This window comes from Curtobacterium sp. 179-B 9B NHS (genome assembly GCF_045370965.1).
Lineage (GTDB): Bacteria > Actinomycetota > Actinomycetes > Actinomycetales > Microbacteriaceae > Curtobacterium.
The window spans coordinates 128,804-143,867 of sequence record NZ_JBIQDQ010000001.1 but is presented as its reverse complement, the minus strand read 5'-3'; the positions used below and the strand labels follow the sequence as shown (position 1 = coordinate 143,867).

Below are 15,064 nucleotides of genomic sequence, written 5' to 3'. Positions count from 1 at the left end.
CTTATGTTGGGCGCGGCAACATTTTGTTTCGACGACGAACGGTGATCCACCATGGCAACGACGCCCACCCGCGACGACAAGTTCTCCTTCGGTCTCTGGACCATCGGCTACAACGGGTCCGACCCGTTCGGCGGCCCCACCCGTCCCGCGCTGGACGTGGTCGAGGCGGTCGAGAAGCTCGACGAGATCGGCGCCTACGGCCTGACCTTCCACGACGACGACCTGTTCGCGTTCGGCTCGACCGACGCCGAGCGCCAGGCGCAGATCGACCGGCTCAAGGGTGCGCTCGACTCCACGGGCATCATCGTGCCGATGGTCACGACGAACCTGTTCTCGGCGCCGGTCTTCAAGGACGGCGGGTTCACCTCGAACGACCGCGCCGTGCGCCGCTTCGCGCTCCGCAAGGTGCTCCGCAACATCGACCTCGCCGCCGAGCTCGGCGCGAAGACGTTCGTCATGTGGGGTGGCCGCGAGGGCTCGGAGTACGACTCCGCCAAGGACGTGCAGGCCGCCCTCGAGCGCTACCGCGAGGCCGTGAACCTGCTCGCCCAGTACGTCACCGACAAGGGCTACGACATCCGCTTCGCCATCGAGCCGAAGCCGAACGAGCCCCGGGGCGACATCCTCCTGCCGACCCTCGGTCACGCGATCGCCTTCACCGAGACGCTCGAGCGTCCGGAGCTCTTCGGCATCAACCCCGAGGTCGGCCACGAGCAGATGGCGGGCCTGAACTTCACGGCCGGCATCGCCCAGGCGCTCTACCAGGGCAAGCTCTTCCACATCGACCTCAACGGGCAGCGCGGCATCAAGTACGACCAGGACCTGGTGTTCGGCCACGGCGACCTGCAGAACGCCTTCTCGCTCGTCGACCTGCTCGAGCACGGCGCCCCGCAGGGCGGCCAGGCGTACGACGGCCCCCGCCACTTCGACTACAAGCCGAGCCGCACCGAGGACATCACCGGCGTCTGGGACTCGGCGCAGGCGAACATGCGCATGTACCTGCTCCTCAAGGAGCGCGCCCAGGCGTTCCGCGCCGACCCCGAGGTGCAGGAGGCCCTGTCCGCCGCGAAGGTCGACGAGCTCTCGACGCCGACGCTGAACAGCGGTGAGTCGTACGACGACTTCCTCGCCGACCGCTCGGCCTACGAGGACTTCGACGCCGACGCGTACTTCGGCGGCAAGGGCTTCGGCTTCGTGCGCCTGCAGCAGCTCGCGATCGAGCACCTCATGGGCGCTCGTGGCTGACCTGGTCGCAGGGGTCGACTCGTCGACCCAGTCCTGCAAGGTCACGATCCGTGACGCGGCGACCGGTGCGGTCGTCCGGGAGGGGCGCGCGTCCCACCCGGACGGCACCTCCGTCGACCCCCGCCACTGGTGGGACGCGCTCGGCACCGCGATCGCGGACGCCGGCGGGTTCGACGACGTCGCCGCCGTCGCGATCGCCGGGCAGCAGCACGGCATGGTCGCGCTCGACGCCGACGGCCGCGTGGTCCGCGACGCACTCCTGTGGAACGACGTCCGCAGCGCCGACGCGGCCGCGCAGATGGTCGAGGAGCTCGGCCGGGAGGCATGGGTCGCCCGCACGGGTCTGGTCCCGGTGGCGTCGTTCACCGGTACCAAGCTGCGGTGGCTCCGCGACGCGGAGCCCGACAACGCGGCGCGCGTCGCCGCCGTCGCACTCCCCCACGACTGGCTGTCGTGGCGACTGCGCGGGTACGGCCCCGCCGACGAGAGCCCGCTCGGCCCGGACCTCGACGCCCTGGCGACGGACGGTTCGGACGCCAGCGGCACCGGTTACTGGGACCCGGTGCGCCGGGAGTACGACGCGGAGCTGTTCGAGCAGGCGCTCGGGCGTCCCTCGCGGGTCGCTGCCGGACCGCACGACGGCGACGCGCACGTCGGCGGCGACGACCCGGTCGTGGTCCCGCGGGTCGTGGCGCCCGACGAGGCGATGGGCACCCTGGCGTCCGACGTCGAGCTGCCGGGCGGCGCCGTCGCCCGCGCCGGTCTCGTCGTCGGCCCGGGGCTCGGCGACAACGCCGGGGCAGCGCTCGGCCTCGGGCTCGGCCCGGGTGACGTCGCGGCGTCCCTCGGGACCAGCGGGACCGTCTTCGGCGTCACCGACACCGAGGTGACGGACCCGAGCGGGACCGTGGCGGGCTTCGCCGACGGGACCGGGTCGCGCCTCCCGATCGTCACCACGCTCAACGCGGCCCGCGTGCTCGAGGTGATCGGCGGACTCCTCTCCGTCGACCACGGCGAGCTCGGCGAGCTGGCGCTGCAGGCGCCGGCAGGGGCGGGCGGGCTCGTGCTCGTGCCGTACTTCGTCGGCGAGCGCACCCCGAACCGACCGGACGCCACCGCCTCGCTCGTGGGCATGACGCCCGCGACGACCGACCGGGCGCACCTCGCCCGCGCCGCCGTCGAGGGCATGCTCTGCGCCCTGGCCGACGGCCTCGCCGCGGTCGAGGCCACCGGCGTGCAGGTGTCGCGGCTGCTGCTGATCGGCGGCGCCGCACGGAACGAGGCCGTCCGGGCCGTCGCCGCGCAGGTGTTCGGCCGCGACGTGTCGATCCCGGAACCGGGCGAGTACGTCGCCTCGGGTGCCGCTCGACAGGCCGCGTGGGTGCTGACCGGGAGCCTGCCGTCGTGGGAGGTCGCCGCGACGGTGGTGCCCGCGGACCCGCACCCCGAGGTGCTCGAGCAGTACCGCGCCGCCGCGCGCTGATGCGCTGAGGCGCGTCCACCTGGTGGAATCGGGCGTACCCGGTCGGAACTCCCGACCAGGTACGCCCGTTCCGACCAGGGACACCCGGAACGACCCACCACCAGCGAGGACCCCATGCCGCTCACCGACCTGCCCCTCGACCAGCTGCGCGCCTACCGCCCGACCGTGCGGCGGCCCGACGACCTCGACGCCTTCTGGACCGCCACCGTCGCCGAGGCGCGGGCGGCCGGCGCCGGGACCGAGCCCGTGCTCGTCCCCGCCACCACGCCGGTCACGGCGCTCGACGTGCAGGACCTGACGTTCCCGGGCTTCGGCGGCGACCCCGTCCGCGCCTGGGTCTCGCGGCCGGCGGGCACGACGGGCGACCTGCCCGCCGTGGTCGAGTTCATCGGCTACGGCGGTGGTCGCGGGCTGCCCGGCGAGCGGGTCGCGTGGGCGCTCGCCGGGTACGTGCACGTCGTGATGGACACCCGCGGGCAGGGCAGCGGCTGGGGAACCGGCGGCGACACCCCCGACCCGCACGGGTCCGGCCCGAACGGTGGCGGGTGGATGGCGAACGGCATCGCCTCGCCCGCCGAGCACTACTACCGGCGGGTCTACACGGACGCCGTCCGACTCGTCGACGTCGTGCGGACACTGCCGGGCGTCGACCGGGACCGCATCGCACTGACCGGCGGCAGCCAGGGCGGGGGCATCGCGATCGCGGCGGCCGCCCTGGTCGAGGCACACACCGCGCCGCTCGTCGCCGTGCTGCCCGACGTCGCGTTCCTGTCCGACTGGGAGCACGGCACCGACGTCGCGACCGGCGGCCCCTACCTCGAGCTCGCCCAGTACCTCGCCGTGCACCGGGACGCGGTCGACACCGTGTGGGACACCGCGGCGTACTTCGACGGCGTGAACCTGGCCGCAGGCATCACGGCCCCGGCGCTGTTCTCGGTCGCCCTCATGGACGACGTGGTCCCGCCGCGCACGACCTTCGCTGCGTACAACGCGCTCGCGTCGACCGACAAGCACATCGAGGTCTACCCCTACAACGGCCACGAGGGCGGCGGCCACCGGCACTGGGAGCGGCAGGCCGCGTTCCTCGCTCGGCACCTCGGCTGACCCGCAGTTAAATTTAACAACGTCGGACCGGCGACGATAAATTTAACGCCGCAACGCCGCAACGCCGCGACGCGCACTGCACCACTGGTCCTCGGCGAGGAGGCGCAGACTGGTGCGCGCATGCGAACCGATCTCCGCACCCCCACCGCCACCGAACAGCACGGCGCAGCGGTCGACGACGCCGTGGAGCTGTTCGAGGGCGTCTACAGCAGTCACGACATCAACATCGGACAGGCGGTCTCCGAGGGGTTCTCGTACCGGTACCGCGCGGTCGGCGACGACCAGGTGACCACCGCGACGTCAGCGGTCGCGGCGCACCGCTGGGGCACGATCAACCCGGGGCGCCAGTACACCCTGGCGTGGGCGACCGGGCCGGGCATGGTCCTCGACACCGACCGCCGTGACCGGATCACCATGCGGCCGAACGTCCCCGTGATGTACCCGGCAGGACGCCCGTTCACCTTCGACGCCGCCCCCGCGGTCCAGCACGTGATCCGCTTCGACGGCGCCTTCCTCGAGTCCGTCTCGGCTGCGGTCCGCGGTGACCTCCCCGGCCCGCTGGACCTGCGCGCGGAGGCCGACCCGGACGCGCTCCCCGCACTGCGGCGGACCATCGCGGGCGCCGCCACGACCCTGTGGGACCCGGGCGCCGACCCCGTCGTCCGCTCGGTGCAGCACCGTCGCGTCGCCGAGGCCGTCATCGGGGCGTTCGACGTGACCGCTGCGTCCGGCGTCACGGCCGCAGGACGGGGATCGGTGCGGGTCGCGCAGGAGTGGATCGCCGCGAACGCGCACCGCCCGCTCACCACTGCCGACGTCTGTCGCGCCACCGGGCTCAGCGCCCGCGGGCTGCAGGCGGCGTTCCACCGCGTCGGAGCCGCGAGCCCGATGCAGTTCCTGCGCGACGTGCGACTGCACCGGGTCCGTGCCGCGCTCGAGGCCGGGGACCCGACCACCACCACGGTCTCCGAGGTGGCGCAGGCGTGGGGGTTCGCACACCTCGGCCGGTTCGCGGGGACCTACGCCGGCGCCTTCGTCGAGCGCCCCTCGGACACGTTGCACCGCAGGGCCCGACGGGACACCGGTCAGTCGCCGAGCAGCGCTCCGACGGCGTCCACGACGACCTGACGGCGGCGCTGCGGCACGACCGCGGCGACCGGAGCGGACGCCTCGGGCCGGAGCGTCGACCAGACCTCCGCGAGCTGGACGACCAGCCCGTAGAGCACCGCGGGGCGGAAGCGCCGCGGGAGCACACCGGCGCGCTGTGCCCGCTCGACCTCGGCGACGTCGTCGGCGTACTGCTCGGCGAGCGCCTCGATCGGTGTCTCCGGCCGCTCGAGCCGGTGCCAGGTGGCGAGACGCTGCACCCAGGGACGCTCGACCAGGACGTCGTGCAGGCGTCCGGCCCACGCCGCCAGGTCGGCCGTGTCGAGCGGCGCGGCCTCGTGCACGGCCGTCAGCTCGCTCGTCAGCAGCGCGTCGAACAGGCCGTCCTTGCCCCCGAAGTAGTGGAACACCTGCGCCTTGTTGCTCCCGGCGTCGGCGGCGAGGCGCTCGATCCGCGCCCCGCCCAGCCCGTGCGCAGCGAACTCGTCGCGGGCGGCGGCGAGCAGGGCCGCACGCATCGCGTCGGCAGCGGGGGGTGTGAAGCGGGCCATGCCCGACACGGTACCGATCCGCGGCCCGGTCCCGCAGGCGACGCGGCGACCGGAGACGCAACGGGAGGCCCGTGGCGGCGTCGCCACGGGCCTCCCGTACGTCTCGTGCTCGGGTCGGCTACTCCGCCGTCTCGTCGTCCTCTTCGGGGTTGAAGTGCGAGTCGTCACCGGCGAAGCCGGCGGCGACGCCCTCGGGGTGCGCGGGGATCGTGCCGTCCTCGCCGAGGCCGTCGGCCTTCTCGGTGCCCTCGGGGTCGTTGGTGGTGTCGCGGGGGTCGTGTGCGTCCGACATGGCGTGCTCCTTCACGGTGTGAGGAGTGCCACGGTACCCACGCTCCCCCGGGGTTCCCGGAGCGAGGTCGGGTCCCGGACCTCCCGGTGCGGGCCGCGGCCGTGCAGCCTCACGAGCACCGACACCGGGAGGGGCGGCATGGGGCACTCGGACGACGACCGACCGTGGGGTGACGACGCGTTCGAGCATCCGCGGAGGCGCGGGTGGTTCGCGACCGCGGTGAGCATCGTGACCCGCTCCCTCACGGCCGTGGGCGCTGCGAGGAACGGCGGCCAGTCGCCGCGACAGCTGCCGCTCGCCCCACCGCCGGGTCGGTACGACCACCGCCCCTGACGGGGTCGTCCCGGTGTGGCGCTCCGGCCGCTCCGTGTGAGGTCTCGAGTGATCGCGGAGTGCGTCGACCGGCCTGCCGGGCGAGCGCGGTACCGGTCGGTCCGCTTGGCTGATCGCAGGTCGTCGGAACCACCGACGCGCGATCCGGAAGGCCACGATGGACTGGCAGTTCGACGGCATCCCCCTGCACCCGCTCCTCGTGCACCTGACCACGGTCTCGGTGCCCGTCGCGGCCCTCACCGCGATCGTGACGGCGGCCTGGCCGGCAGCCCGACGGTGGCTCGCGGTCGGCGCGCCGGCCATCGCCCTGGTGGCGCTGGTCTCGGTGCCGCTCGCGACATCGTCCGGCGAGTGGCTCGAGCACCGCGAGCGTGAGACCGCGCTGCTCGAGCGGCACACCGAGCTCGCCGACGGACTGCTGCCGTGGTCGATCGCGGTGTTCGTGCTGCTGACGCTGTGGTGGGGCTGGCACCGCTTCGCCGCCCCGCGGGTCGCGGACGCCGGGCTCGCACGAGCGGTGGGGATCGTCGGCCCCGTGCTGCTCGTCGCCGCCGGCATCGGCTCGCTCGTCGAGGTCGTCGTGATCGGTCACGCCGGCGCCGTGTCCGTCTGGAAGGGCTGACCGGACCCGCCGGCGGGATGCGCACTGCTCCCGCCGTCCTCACAGCCTCGGGGCGGAGCGTGACGGGCGTCCCCCGCGTTCCGCGGACAGTCATCGAACAGGAGCAGCGTTGAGCAACGACAGCACGACCGGCACGCACGGCACCGACGACAGCGGGCAGCACGACACTGCGACCCCGCAGGGCGCGTCCTTCCACGGCTCCCACGGCCGGGACACCGACGGCACCGACACCTGCAGCTTCCACATGGCCGGGTCCCTGCCCGCCGGCGGTGACCACCTGGGCGGGACGTTCGGTCAGGCACCGTCGTCGCTCGAGGGCTGGTACCCGCAGCGGCTCCGTGTCGAGCTGCTGCACCGCAACGGCGTCGACGCCGACCCGCTCGGTGCGGACTTCGACTACGCGGCGGCCTTCGCGACGATCGACCTCGACGAGCTCAAGCGCGACATCACGCAGCTGCTCACGACCTCGGTCGACTGGTGGCCCGCGGACTACGGCAACTACGGCCCGCAGATGATCCGGATGGCCTGGCACGCCGCGGGGACCTACCGGATCGCGGACGGTCGCGGCGGAGCGGGCACCGCGATGCAGCGCTTCGCCCCGATCAGCAGCTGGTGGGACAACGGGAACACCGACAAGTCGCGTCGTCTGCTCCAGCCGATCAAGCACAAGTACGGCAACGCGCTCTCGTGGGCCGACCTGATGGTCCTCACGGGGAACTGCTCGCTCGAGCTCATGGGTCTGCCGACGTACGGCTTCGGCGGCGGTCGACTCGACGCGTGGGAGCCGGACGAGGGCACCTGGTGGGGCCCGGAGGTCCGGGACCCGCACCACGTCGAGAGCCAGGACGACATGGTCCAGCGCGACGAGCGGTGGCACGGCGAGAACGGCGACGCGGACTACGACCTGCAGAGCCCGCTCGCTGCCTCGCACCAGGCGCTCATCTACGTGAACCCCGAGGGACCGTACGCGAACGGCGACCCGATGGGCTCGGCGCGGGACATCCGCATCACCTTCAGCCGGATGGCCATGAACGACGAGGAGACGGTCGCCCTGATCGCCGGTGGCCACGCGTTCGGCAAGAGCCACGGCCAGGTCCCCGCGGCCGAGATCGGTCCGCCGCCGGAGATCGCGCCGATCGAGGCGATGGGGCTCGGGTGGCACAACCCGAAGGGTGCCGGCAACGGCAAGGACACGATGACGAACGGCATCGAGGGCAGCTGGACCCAGGACCCGACCCGCTGGGACAACAGCTACCTGGAGAACCTGTTCGGCCACGAGTGGGAGCAGACCAAGAGCCCGGCGGGCGCCCTGCAGTGGACCCCGGCGGACCCCGAGGCCCCGCGCACCCCGGACGCCCATGTGCCCGGCGAGACACACGCGCTCATGATGATGACCTCGGACATCGCGCTCAAGGTCGACCCGGCCTACCGCGAGGTGTGCGAGCGCTTCCTCGCCGACTTCGACCTGTTCACCACGGCCTTCTCGAAGGCCTGGTACAAGCTGACGCACCGCGACATGGGGCCGAAGCACCGCTACCTCGGTCCGGAGACGACGATCTCGGACGACCTGCTGTGGCAGGACCCGCTGCCCGACCCGGTCGGCGAGCCCCTGAGCGACGCGGACGTCGAGACGCTCCGAGCGGCGATCCGGTCGACCGGCACCTCGGTCTCCGACCTGGTCGTCACCGCGTACTCCGCCGCGTCGACCTACCGGGACAGTGACAAGCGCGGCGGTGCCAACGGCGGGCGGATCGCGCTCGCCCCGCAGAAGGACTGGCCGATCAACCGGCGGACGGTCCCGGTCGTCGAGACCCTCCGCAGCGTCAAGGCCGCCTTCGAGCAGGACGGGAAGCACGTCTCGCTCGCCGACCTGGTCGTGCTCGCGGGCTGCGTCGGGGTGGAGGACGCCGCACGCGCCGCGGGTGTCGAGGTCACCGTGCCGTTCACGCCCGGCCGTGTGGACGCGTCCCAGGAGCAGACCGACGTCGAGATGTTCGAGTGGCTCCGGCCGATCGCCGACGGGTTCCGGAACCACGTGTCCGAGCGCTTCGCAGACTTCGCCCCCGGCGTCGCTCCGGAGGCGGTGTTCCTGGACCGTGCGAACCTCATGACGCTCACGGCACCGGAGTGGACGGTGCTGACCGGCGGGCTGCGGGTGCTCGGCGCGAACTGGGACGGCTCGTCGACGGGCGTCCTGACCGACCGCGTCGGCGCGCTGACGACGGACTTCTTCGTCAACCTCACCGACACCGACCTGGTGTGGACGAGGACGGACGAGCACGAGTCGACCTTCACCGGGACCGTGCAGGCCACCGGCGAGGAGCGGTGGACGGCCTCGCGGAACGACCTGGTGTTCGGGTCGAACGCGCAGCTCCGTTCGATCGTCGACGTCTACGCCGGCAGCGACGGGCGGGAGCGGTTCGTGCGGGACTTCGTCGCCGCCTGGGACAAGGTGATGATGCTCGATCGCTACGACGTCAAGGGGCACCGCCGGTACGGCCCGATGGCTGCCTGAGCCGGAGGCCGCTGTGCGCGGTCAGGCCCGGCCGAGGACGACGACCGTCACGTCGTCCTCGGCCCGCTCGGCCGCACGCAGCCGCACCGTCTCGAGGAAGGCGTCGACGCTCGACGCGGCGCGCAGGGTCCGCGCGAGGTCCAGCAGGGTGTCGATCGTCCCGTCACCCAGGTCGAGCGCCCCGTCGCTCACCACGACGAGGACGTCCCCGGGCTCCAGGACCGTGGTCGACGCCCTGCGCCGTGCACCCTCGGCGTGCAACCCCAGCGGCAGCCCGTGGGACCGGAGCACCCGAGGCGTCCCCGCCGCCGGCACGTGCACCGCCAGCCCGTGGCCCGCGTCCACCACGTCGACCACGCCGCTGGCCGGGTCGAGCCGGGCGTGGAACAGTGTGGCGAAGGCGCTCGCACGTCCGAGGTCCTCGGCGAGGGCGGGTTCGACGGCGGCGACGGCGGCCACGGGCGCGACGGTGCGGTGCTGCCGGAGGGCAGCCCGGATCCCGGCCGCGAGGAGCGCGGCCGGCTGCTCCTTGCCCATGACGTCGGCGAGCGTCAGCACGAGGTCGCCGTCGACGACCGACCAGTCGTGCAGGTCGCCGCTGAGGTCGCCGTAGGGCACCGTTGTGCCGGCGATCCGGTAGCCGTCGGGCGCGACGGCGCTCGGCGCGAGTGCGCCTGCGACCTCGAGCAGGCGGTCGTGGTGCAGCCCCTGGGCGAGCGCGCGCTCGGCCCAGTGTCCGAGGTCGATGAGCGCGGCGGTGTCCTGCGGCGAGAAGGCGCGCGGTCGCGTGTCCATCAGGCAGAGCGTCCCGACGGGCTCCCCACCCGCGATCGTGAGCGGGACGCCCGCGTAGAACCGGATGCCGCGCCGTGTCACGCCCGGCAGGTCGGCGGTCCGGGGGTCGGCCGTGGTGTCCGGCACGACGGTCGGCTCCGTGTGCTGCACCGTCAGCTGGCAGAAGGACCACCCGACCGGTCCGGAGACGATCTCGTCGGGCACGTTCGGGGTGAGGGTGTGCAGCAGGTCGTCGTCGAGCACGTTGACGTACGACAGCGGCACGTCGAAGACCTCGCGCGCGACCCGGACGATGCGCTCGAAGCGCTCCGACGGTGGCGCGTCGACGACGTCGAGTGCCGCCACGAGCGCGCTGCGCACGCGTGCCTGGTCGTCGGTGCTCACGGGTGTCGTCCTCCTCCTGGTCCACCGGGGCCGCGGTGCGTGGTGGCGCACCGTGACGCGGTCCCCGTGGAAGACTCGTTCCACGCTACCGGCCGGACGTCGGAACGCACGCGGACGCCGCCGCAGAGGCCCTGATCCGGACACTCCACGGCGGCGTCGGCAGCTCAGACGGTCGTCCAGGTCACGGTGCGCCGGTCGGCCAGCGTGACCTCGTGCACGGCGCCGGTCAGGCGCACGACCGCACGGTCCGTCGCCGACCGGGGGAACTCGTGCCGGACCGGACCGTCCCCGGACGCGACGATCCCGCCCGTCTCCACCGGGCCTCCCGGCCGCGACGCCGCCGCGTCGGACGCGACCCACACCTCGACGTCCCCCGGCTCGACCACCTTCCGCATCGCGCGGTCGGTGAAGGCGAACCGCTGCACCGGCACGTCGAACCGCACCGTGACGCACTCCCCCGCCGCGACCGCGACCCGGGCGTAGCCGAGCAGCTGCGCGACCGGGCGCGTGATCGACGCGTGCGGGTCGTGCCCGTAGAGCTGGACGACCTCGACGCCGTCCCGGTCGCCGGTGTTCCGCACGGTGACCGACGCGGTGAGCGCTCCGTCCGTGGACGCGGTCCCGTCCACCGTCAGGTCCTCGTACGCGAAGGACGTCCAGGTCAGGCCGTAGCCGAACGGTCGGACCGGCGTGGAGTCCGTCGCGGTGACGTCGGACGGTCCGCCGAGACGAGGGTGCAGGTACGAGTACGGCTGCGCGCCGGCGGACCGCGGCAGCGAGACGGGCAGGCGGCCGGACGGTGCCGCGGCACCGGTGAGCAGGTCGGCGATCGCGGTGCCGCCCTCCTCGCCGGGGAAGAACGCCTGGACGACCGCCGCGGGCTTCGGCTGGTCGCCGTCGAGTGCCCAGCCGATCGCGTACGGACGACCGGTCAGCAGCACGACGACGGTCGGCGTGCCGGTGGCGACGACGGCCTCGACGAGCTCGCGCTGCACGCCCGGCAGGTCGAGCGACTCGGAGTCGTTGCCCTCGCCGACCGTGCCACGACCGAACAGGCCGGCCTGGTCGCCGACGACGACGACCGCCACCGAGGACTCCCGCGCGACCGCCACCGCCTCGGCGAACGCGGCGCGGTCCTCGCCCTCGACCTCGGCACCGCGGGCGTACCGGACCGTGTCGGACCCGAGCGCGTCCTGCATCGCCTCGAGCACGGTCGGGATCGCGAAACCGGCCTCCAGCCCGGGGTGCGTGGCCAGCACGTGGTTGGCGAACGAGTAGCAGCCCTGCAGGGCCTCGGCGCGGTGGGCGTTCGGGCCGATCACCGCGACCGGGCCCTGCAGGTCGGCGCCCGGGGTCGGGGAGACGGGGGCTGCGGCGCCACCGTCGAGCGGCAGCACGCCGTCGTTCGAGAGCAGCACGAGCGACTCCGCCGCGAGCCGCCGCGCGAGCGCCCGGTGCTCCGGCGAGTCGAGGTCGACACCGGTGGGCGGTTCGTCCTCGAAGACGTCCGGGTCGAGCAGGCCGAGCCGCTCCTTCTGCCGGAGCACGCGCAGCACGGCGCGGTCGACGAGGGCCTCGTCGACGAGTCCGCTGCGCACCCGCTCGACCAGCGGCGCCAGGTAGGCGTCACCGGTCGGCAGCTCGACGTCGATGCCGGCGGCGAGCGCCGTCGCAGCGGCCTCGCCGCGGTCACGGGCGACGCCGTGCATGACCTCGAGGAACGCGACGGAGAAGTAGTCGGCCACGACCGTGCCGTCGAACCCGAGCCGGTCGCGCAGCAGGTCGGTGAGCAGCGCGGGGTCGGCGGCGACGGGGACGCCGTCGACCTCGGCGTACGAGTTCATGACGCTCCGGGCGCCGCCGTCGACGAGGGCCATCTCGAACGGCGGCAGGAACACGTCGGCGACCTCGCGCGGTCCGGCGTGGACCGGGGCGTGGTTGCGGCCGGCGCGCGAGGCCGAGTAGCCGAGGAAGTGCTTGAGCGTGGCGTCGACGCCGGCGCTCTGCACACCGCGGACGTACGCGGTACCGACGGTGCCGACGAGGTACGGGTCCTCGCCGATGCACTCGTCGACCCGTCCCCAGCGGGGGTCGCGGACGACGTCGAGCACGGGCGCGAGGCCCTGGTGGACGCCGAGCTCGCGCATCGAGCGGCCGATCACGGCGCCGACGTGCTCGACGAGCTCCGGGTCGAACGACGCACCCCACGCCAGCGGTGTCGGGAACGTCGCGGCCTTCCACGCCGCGAGCCCGGTCAGGCACTCCTCGTGCACGAGCGCCGGGATGCCGAGGCGGGTCTCGCGCTTCAGCCGACGCTGCTCCGCCCACAGCCAGGCGGCGCGCTCGTCGGGCTCGACGGGACGGGTGCCGTACACGCGGGTGTACTGGCCGAGGCCGTGCCGGGTGACGTCGGTGAGCGTCGTGCCCTGCTGGGCCGCGGCCATCTCGCCCTGCATCGGGGCGACGACGCCGTTCTGGTCGAGCCAGTAGCCGACCAGCTGCGCGGTCTTCTCCTCGAGGGTCATCGCGGCCAGCAGCGCGGTGACGCGGTCGGACGCGGTCGCGTCCGTGACGTGCCCCGGGTCGGACGGGAGGCCCGTGGCGGCGTCGCCACGTCCCTCCCGTCCGTCACGGGTGGCGGCGGGCCGCGGTGCGGACGTGCCGCGTGCCGCCTGGCCGTCGGTGGTGCCGTCGGTGGTGACCGTGTGGTCGAGCGTGGTCACCCCTTCACCGCCCCGGTCAGACCGCCGACGATGCGCTTCTGGAAGATCGTGAAGAACACCAGCGCGGGGATCATCGACATCGACGTGAAGGCGAGCACCTTCGCCGTGTCGACGGAGTACTGCGACGAGAACGCCTGGACGCCGAGCGGCAGCGTGTAGGCGGCCTCGTTGTTGAGGATGAACAGCGGCAGGATGTAGCTGTTCCAGCTGCCGATGAACGCCAGGATGCCGACGGTCACCACACCGGGCAGGGACAGCGGGACGATCATCCGGAAGAAGAAGCCGAGGCGGCTGGCCCCGTCGATCGAGGCGGCCTCCTCGAGCTCGTCCGGGATCGCCCGCAGGAACGGCACCAGGATGATGACGGTCGTCGGCAGGGCGAAGGCGATCTGCGGCAGGATCACGCCCGCCAGGCTGTTCGTGAGACCGAGGTCCTTGACGAGCAGGTAGAGCGGTGTGATCGCGACCGTGATCGGGAACATCAGGCCCGCGGCGAACAGCGCGTACACCGCACCGCGACCCCGGAAGGAGTAGCGGGCGAGCACGAAGCTGACCATGAGCCCGAGCACGACGACGCCGAGCGTCGTGGTGACCGCGCTGATCGTCGAGTTGCCGAGCTGCTGCCAGAAGATCCCGCTCGACAGGACCGATCCGTAGTTGCCGAACTGGAACGGTGCCGGCAGACCGGCCGGGCTCGTCGTGATCTGCGAGTTCGTCCGGAACCCGCCCAGCACGATGTAGAGCACCGGGGCGAGGTTCGCGGCGACGAACAGGATCGCGACGACGTAGGTCAGTGGGCTCGCCTGGCCGAGTGCTGCGCCGGACTTCCGTGCCCGGGCACCGCGGCGGCCGGGGGCGACGAGGTTGGTGGTGGCGCTGGTGACGGCCATCAGTGCTTCCTCTCGGTGATGGCGCCGGCGGTGTCCCGACGGAGCACGAAGTGCTGGTAGACCAGGGCGACGGCGAGCGAGATCAGGAACATGACCACCGCGACGGCACTGCCGAAGCCGTAGTTGCCCGAGGTCCGGCCGTTCGCGACCATGTACGTCGCCATGGTCGAGGTCCCTGCGGTCGACGAGATGTACTGGCCCCAGATGATGTAGACGAGGTCGAACAGCTGGAGCGAGCCGATGATCGACAGGAACGCCCAGATGCGGATGGTGGGGCCGAGCAGCGGCAGGGTGATGCGGCGCTGGATCTGCCAGTAGCTCGCACCGTCGATCGCCGCGGCCTCGAAGAGCTCCTCGGGGATGCTCTGCAGACCGGCCAGGAACAGGATCACCGCGAAGCCGATGTACTTCCACGAGATGATCGCGAGGAGGCTCCAGATGGCGATGTCCGGGTTGGACAGCCAGTCCTGACGGAGTCCGCCGAGTCCGATGCCCTGCATCAGGTCGTTCACGGCGCCGTTGGACTGCAGCATGAGGCTCCAGCCGGTGCCGACGATGACCTCGGAGATCACGTAGGGCACGAAGACGAGCACGCGGACGAGCCCGCGGCCGCGCATCTTCTGGTTGAGCAGCAGGGCGAGGACGATGGCGATCGGGCCCTGGAGCACGAGCGACATCACGACGATGAAGCCGTTGTGCAGCAGGACCGACTGGAACGCCTTGTCCTGGAAGATGATCAGGTAGTTCTGCAGCCCGACGAAGTTCGTCGGCGGGCCGTAGCCCTGCCACTTGTAGAAGCCGTAGTACGCGGCGAGCGCCACCGGCAGGATGACGAACGTCACGAAGACGATGACCGCGGGTCCGGCGAGGACCGCGATCTCGACGCGCTTGCGCCAGTCGGCGACGCGCTGGGCGGTCCGCCGGGCGGGGAGCGGCGAACCGCTCCCCGCCGGGGACGTCCCGGGAGCCGTGCCCGACGCCTTCGCCGGGGTCGTGCCGAGGGAGGTGTCGAGCGCCATG

Annotated in this window: 12 protein-coding genes; 6 read left to right on the top strand and 6 right to left on the bottom strand. The window is 72.8% G+C overall.

The genetic code is table 11. The features are described 5' to 3' along the window. Positions 1-51: 51 nt before the first annotated feature. The 4 genes from xylA to ACH0A8_RS00655 all read left to right on the top strand — a co-directional run bounded on the left by xylA (position 52) and on the right by ACH0A8_RS00655 (position 4,960). A complete protein-coding gene (gene xylA, locus ACH0A8_RS00670; RefSeq protein ID WP_311205992.1) occupies positions 52-1,245 on the top strand; it encodes a xylose isomerase in 1,194 nt (397 codons plus the stop codon). After that, positions 1,238-2,728: a xylulokinase gene (locus ACH0A8_RS00665; protein WP_406906109.1), complete on the top strand. Its 1,491-nt coding sequence runs from the start codon at positions 1,238-1,240 to the stop codon at positions 2,726-2,728. Before xylA ends, ACH0A8_RS00665 begins: the two co-directional genes overlap by 8 nt. Positions 2,729-2,842: 114 nt before the next feature. Further along, positions 2,843-3,832: an acetylxylan esterase gene (locus tag ACH0A8_RS00660; RefSeq protein ID WP_406906107.1), complete on the top strand. Its 990-nt coding sequence runs from the start codon at positions 2,843-2,845 to the stop codon at positions 3,830-3,832. A 120-nt stretch (positions 3,833-3,952) separates the two neighbouring features. Next, a complete protein-coding gene (locus tag ACH0A8_RS00655) occupies positions 3,953-4,960 on the top strand; it encodes a helix-turn-helix domain-containing protein (protein ID WP_406906105.1) in 1,008 nt (335 codons plus the stop codon). Here ACH0A8_RS00655 and ACH0A8_RS00650 read toward each other — a convergent pair. Next, complete coding sequence (locus tag ACH0A8_RS00650; RefSeq protein ID WP_066652443.1) at positions 4,918-5,490, bottom strand: TetR family transcriptional regulator; 573 nt, start codon at positions 5,488-5,490, stop codon at positions 4,918-4,920. The two genes, ACH0A8_RS00655 and ACH0A8_RS00650, sit on opposite strands and share 43 nt — an antisense overlap. Positions 5,491-5,608: 118 nt before the next feature. Beyond that, on the bottom strand, positions 5,609-5,782 hold the full coding sequence (locus tag ACH0A8_RS00645) for a hypothetical protein (protein WP_200884131.1): 174 nt from the start codon (positions 5,780-5,782) through the stop codon (positions 5,609-5,611). A 490-nt stretch (positions 5,783-6,272) separates the two neighbouring features. On the opposite strand from ACH0A8_RS00645, the gene ACH0A8_RS00640 reads away from it, so the two are divergent. Together ACH0A8_RS00640 and katG are read left to right on the top strand one after the other, a co-directional pair. Continuing rightward, positions 6,273-6,737 (top strand): DUF2231 domain-containing protein, encoded by a 465-nt coding sequence (locus tag ACH0A8_RS00640; RefSeq protein WP_066652441.1) that lies wholly within the window; start codon positions 6,273-6,275, stop codon positions 6,735-6,737. Positions 6,738-6,846: 109 nt separating this feature from the next. Then, a complete protein-coding gene (katG, locus tag ACH0A8_RS00635; RefSeq protein ID WP_406906102.1) occupies positions 6,847-9,252 on the top strand; it encodes a catalase/peroxidase HPI in 2,406 nt (801 codons plus the stop codon). A 21-nt stretch (positions 9,253-9,273) separates the two neighbouring features. On the opposite strand, the gene ACH0A8_RS00630 is transcribed toward katG, so the two are convergent. From ACH0A8_RS00630 to ACH0A8_RS00615, 4 genes are all read right to left on the bottom strand, one after another. Continuing rightward, entirely contained in the window at positions 9,274-10,431 is a 1,158-nt protein-coding gene (locus ACH0A8_RS00630) for a PP2C family protein-serine/threonine phosphatase (RefSeq protein WP_066652440.1), read from the bottom strand. A 164-nt stretch (positions 10,432-10,595) separates the two neighbouring features. After that, positions 10,596-12,968, bottom strand: a complete 2,373-nt coding sequence (locus tag ACH0A8_RS00625; RefSeq protein ID WP_406906253.1) for a glycoside hydrolase family 3 N-terminal domain-containing protein — start codon at positions 12,966-12,968, stop codon at positions 10,596-10,598. Between the two features lie 182 nt (positions 12,969-13,150). Next, complete coding sequence (locus ACH0A8_RS00620; protein WP_066652437.1) at positions 13,151-14,044, bottom strand: carbohydrate ABC transporter permease; 894 nt, start codon at positions 14,042-14,044, stop codon at positions 13,151-13,153. After that, positions 14,044-15,063 (bottom strand): carbohydrate ABC transporter permease, encoded by a 1,020-nt coding sequence (locus tag ACH0A8_RS00615; protein WP_058728968.1) that lies wholly within the window; start codon positions 15,061-15,063, stop codon positions 14,044-14,046. Before ACH0A8_RS00615 ends, ACH0A8_RS00620 begins: the two co-directional genes overlap by 1 nt. Between the last annotated feature and the right edge of the window lies 1 nt (position 15,064).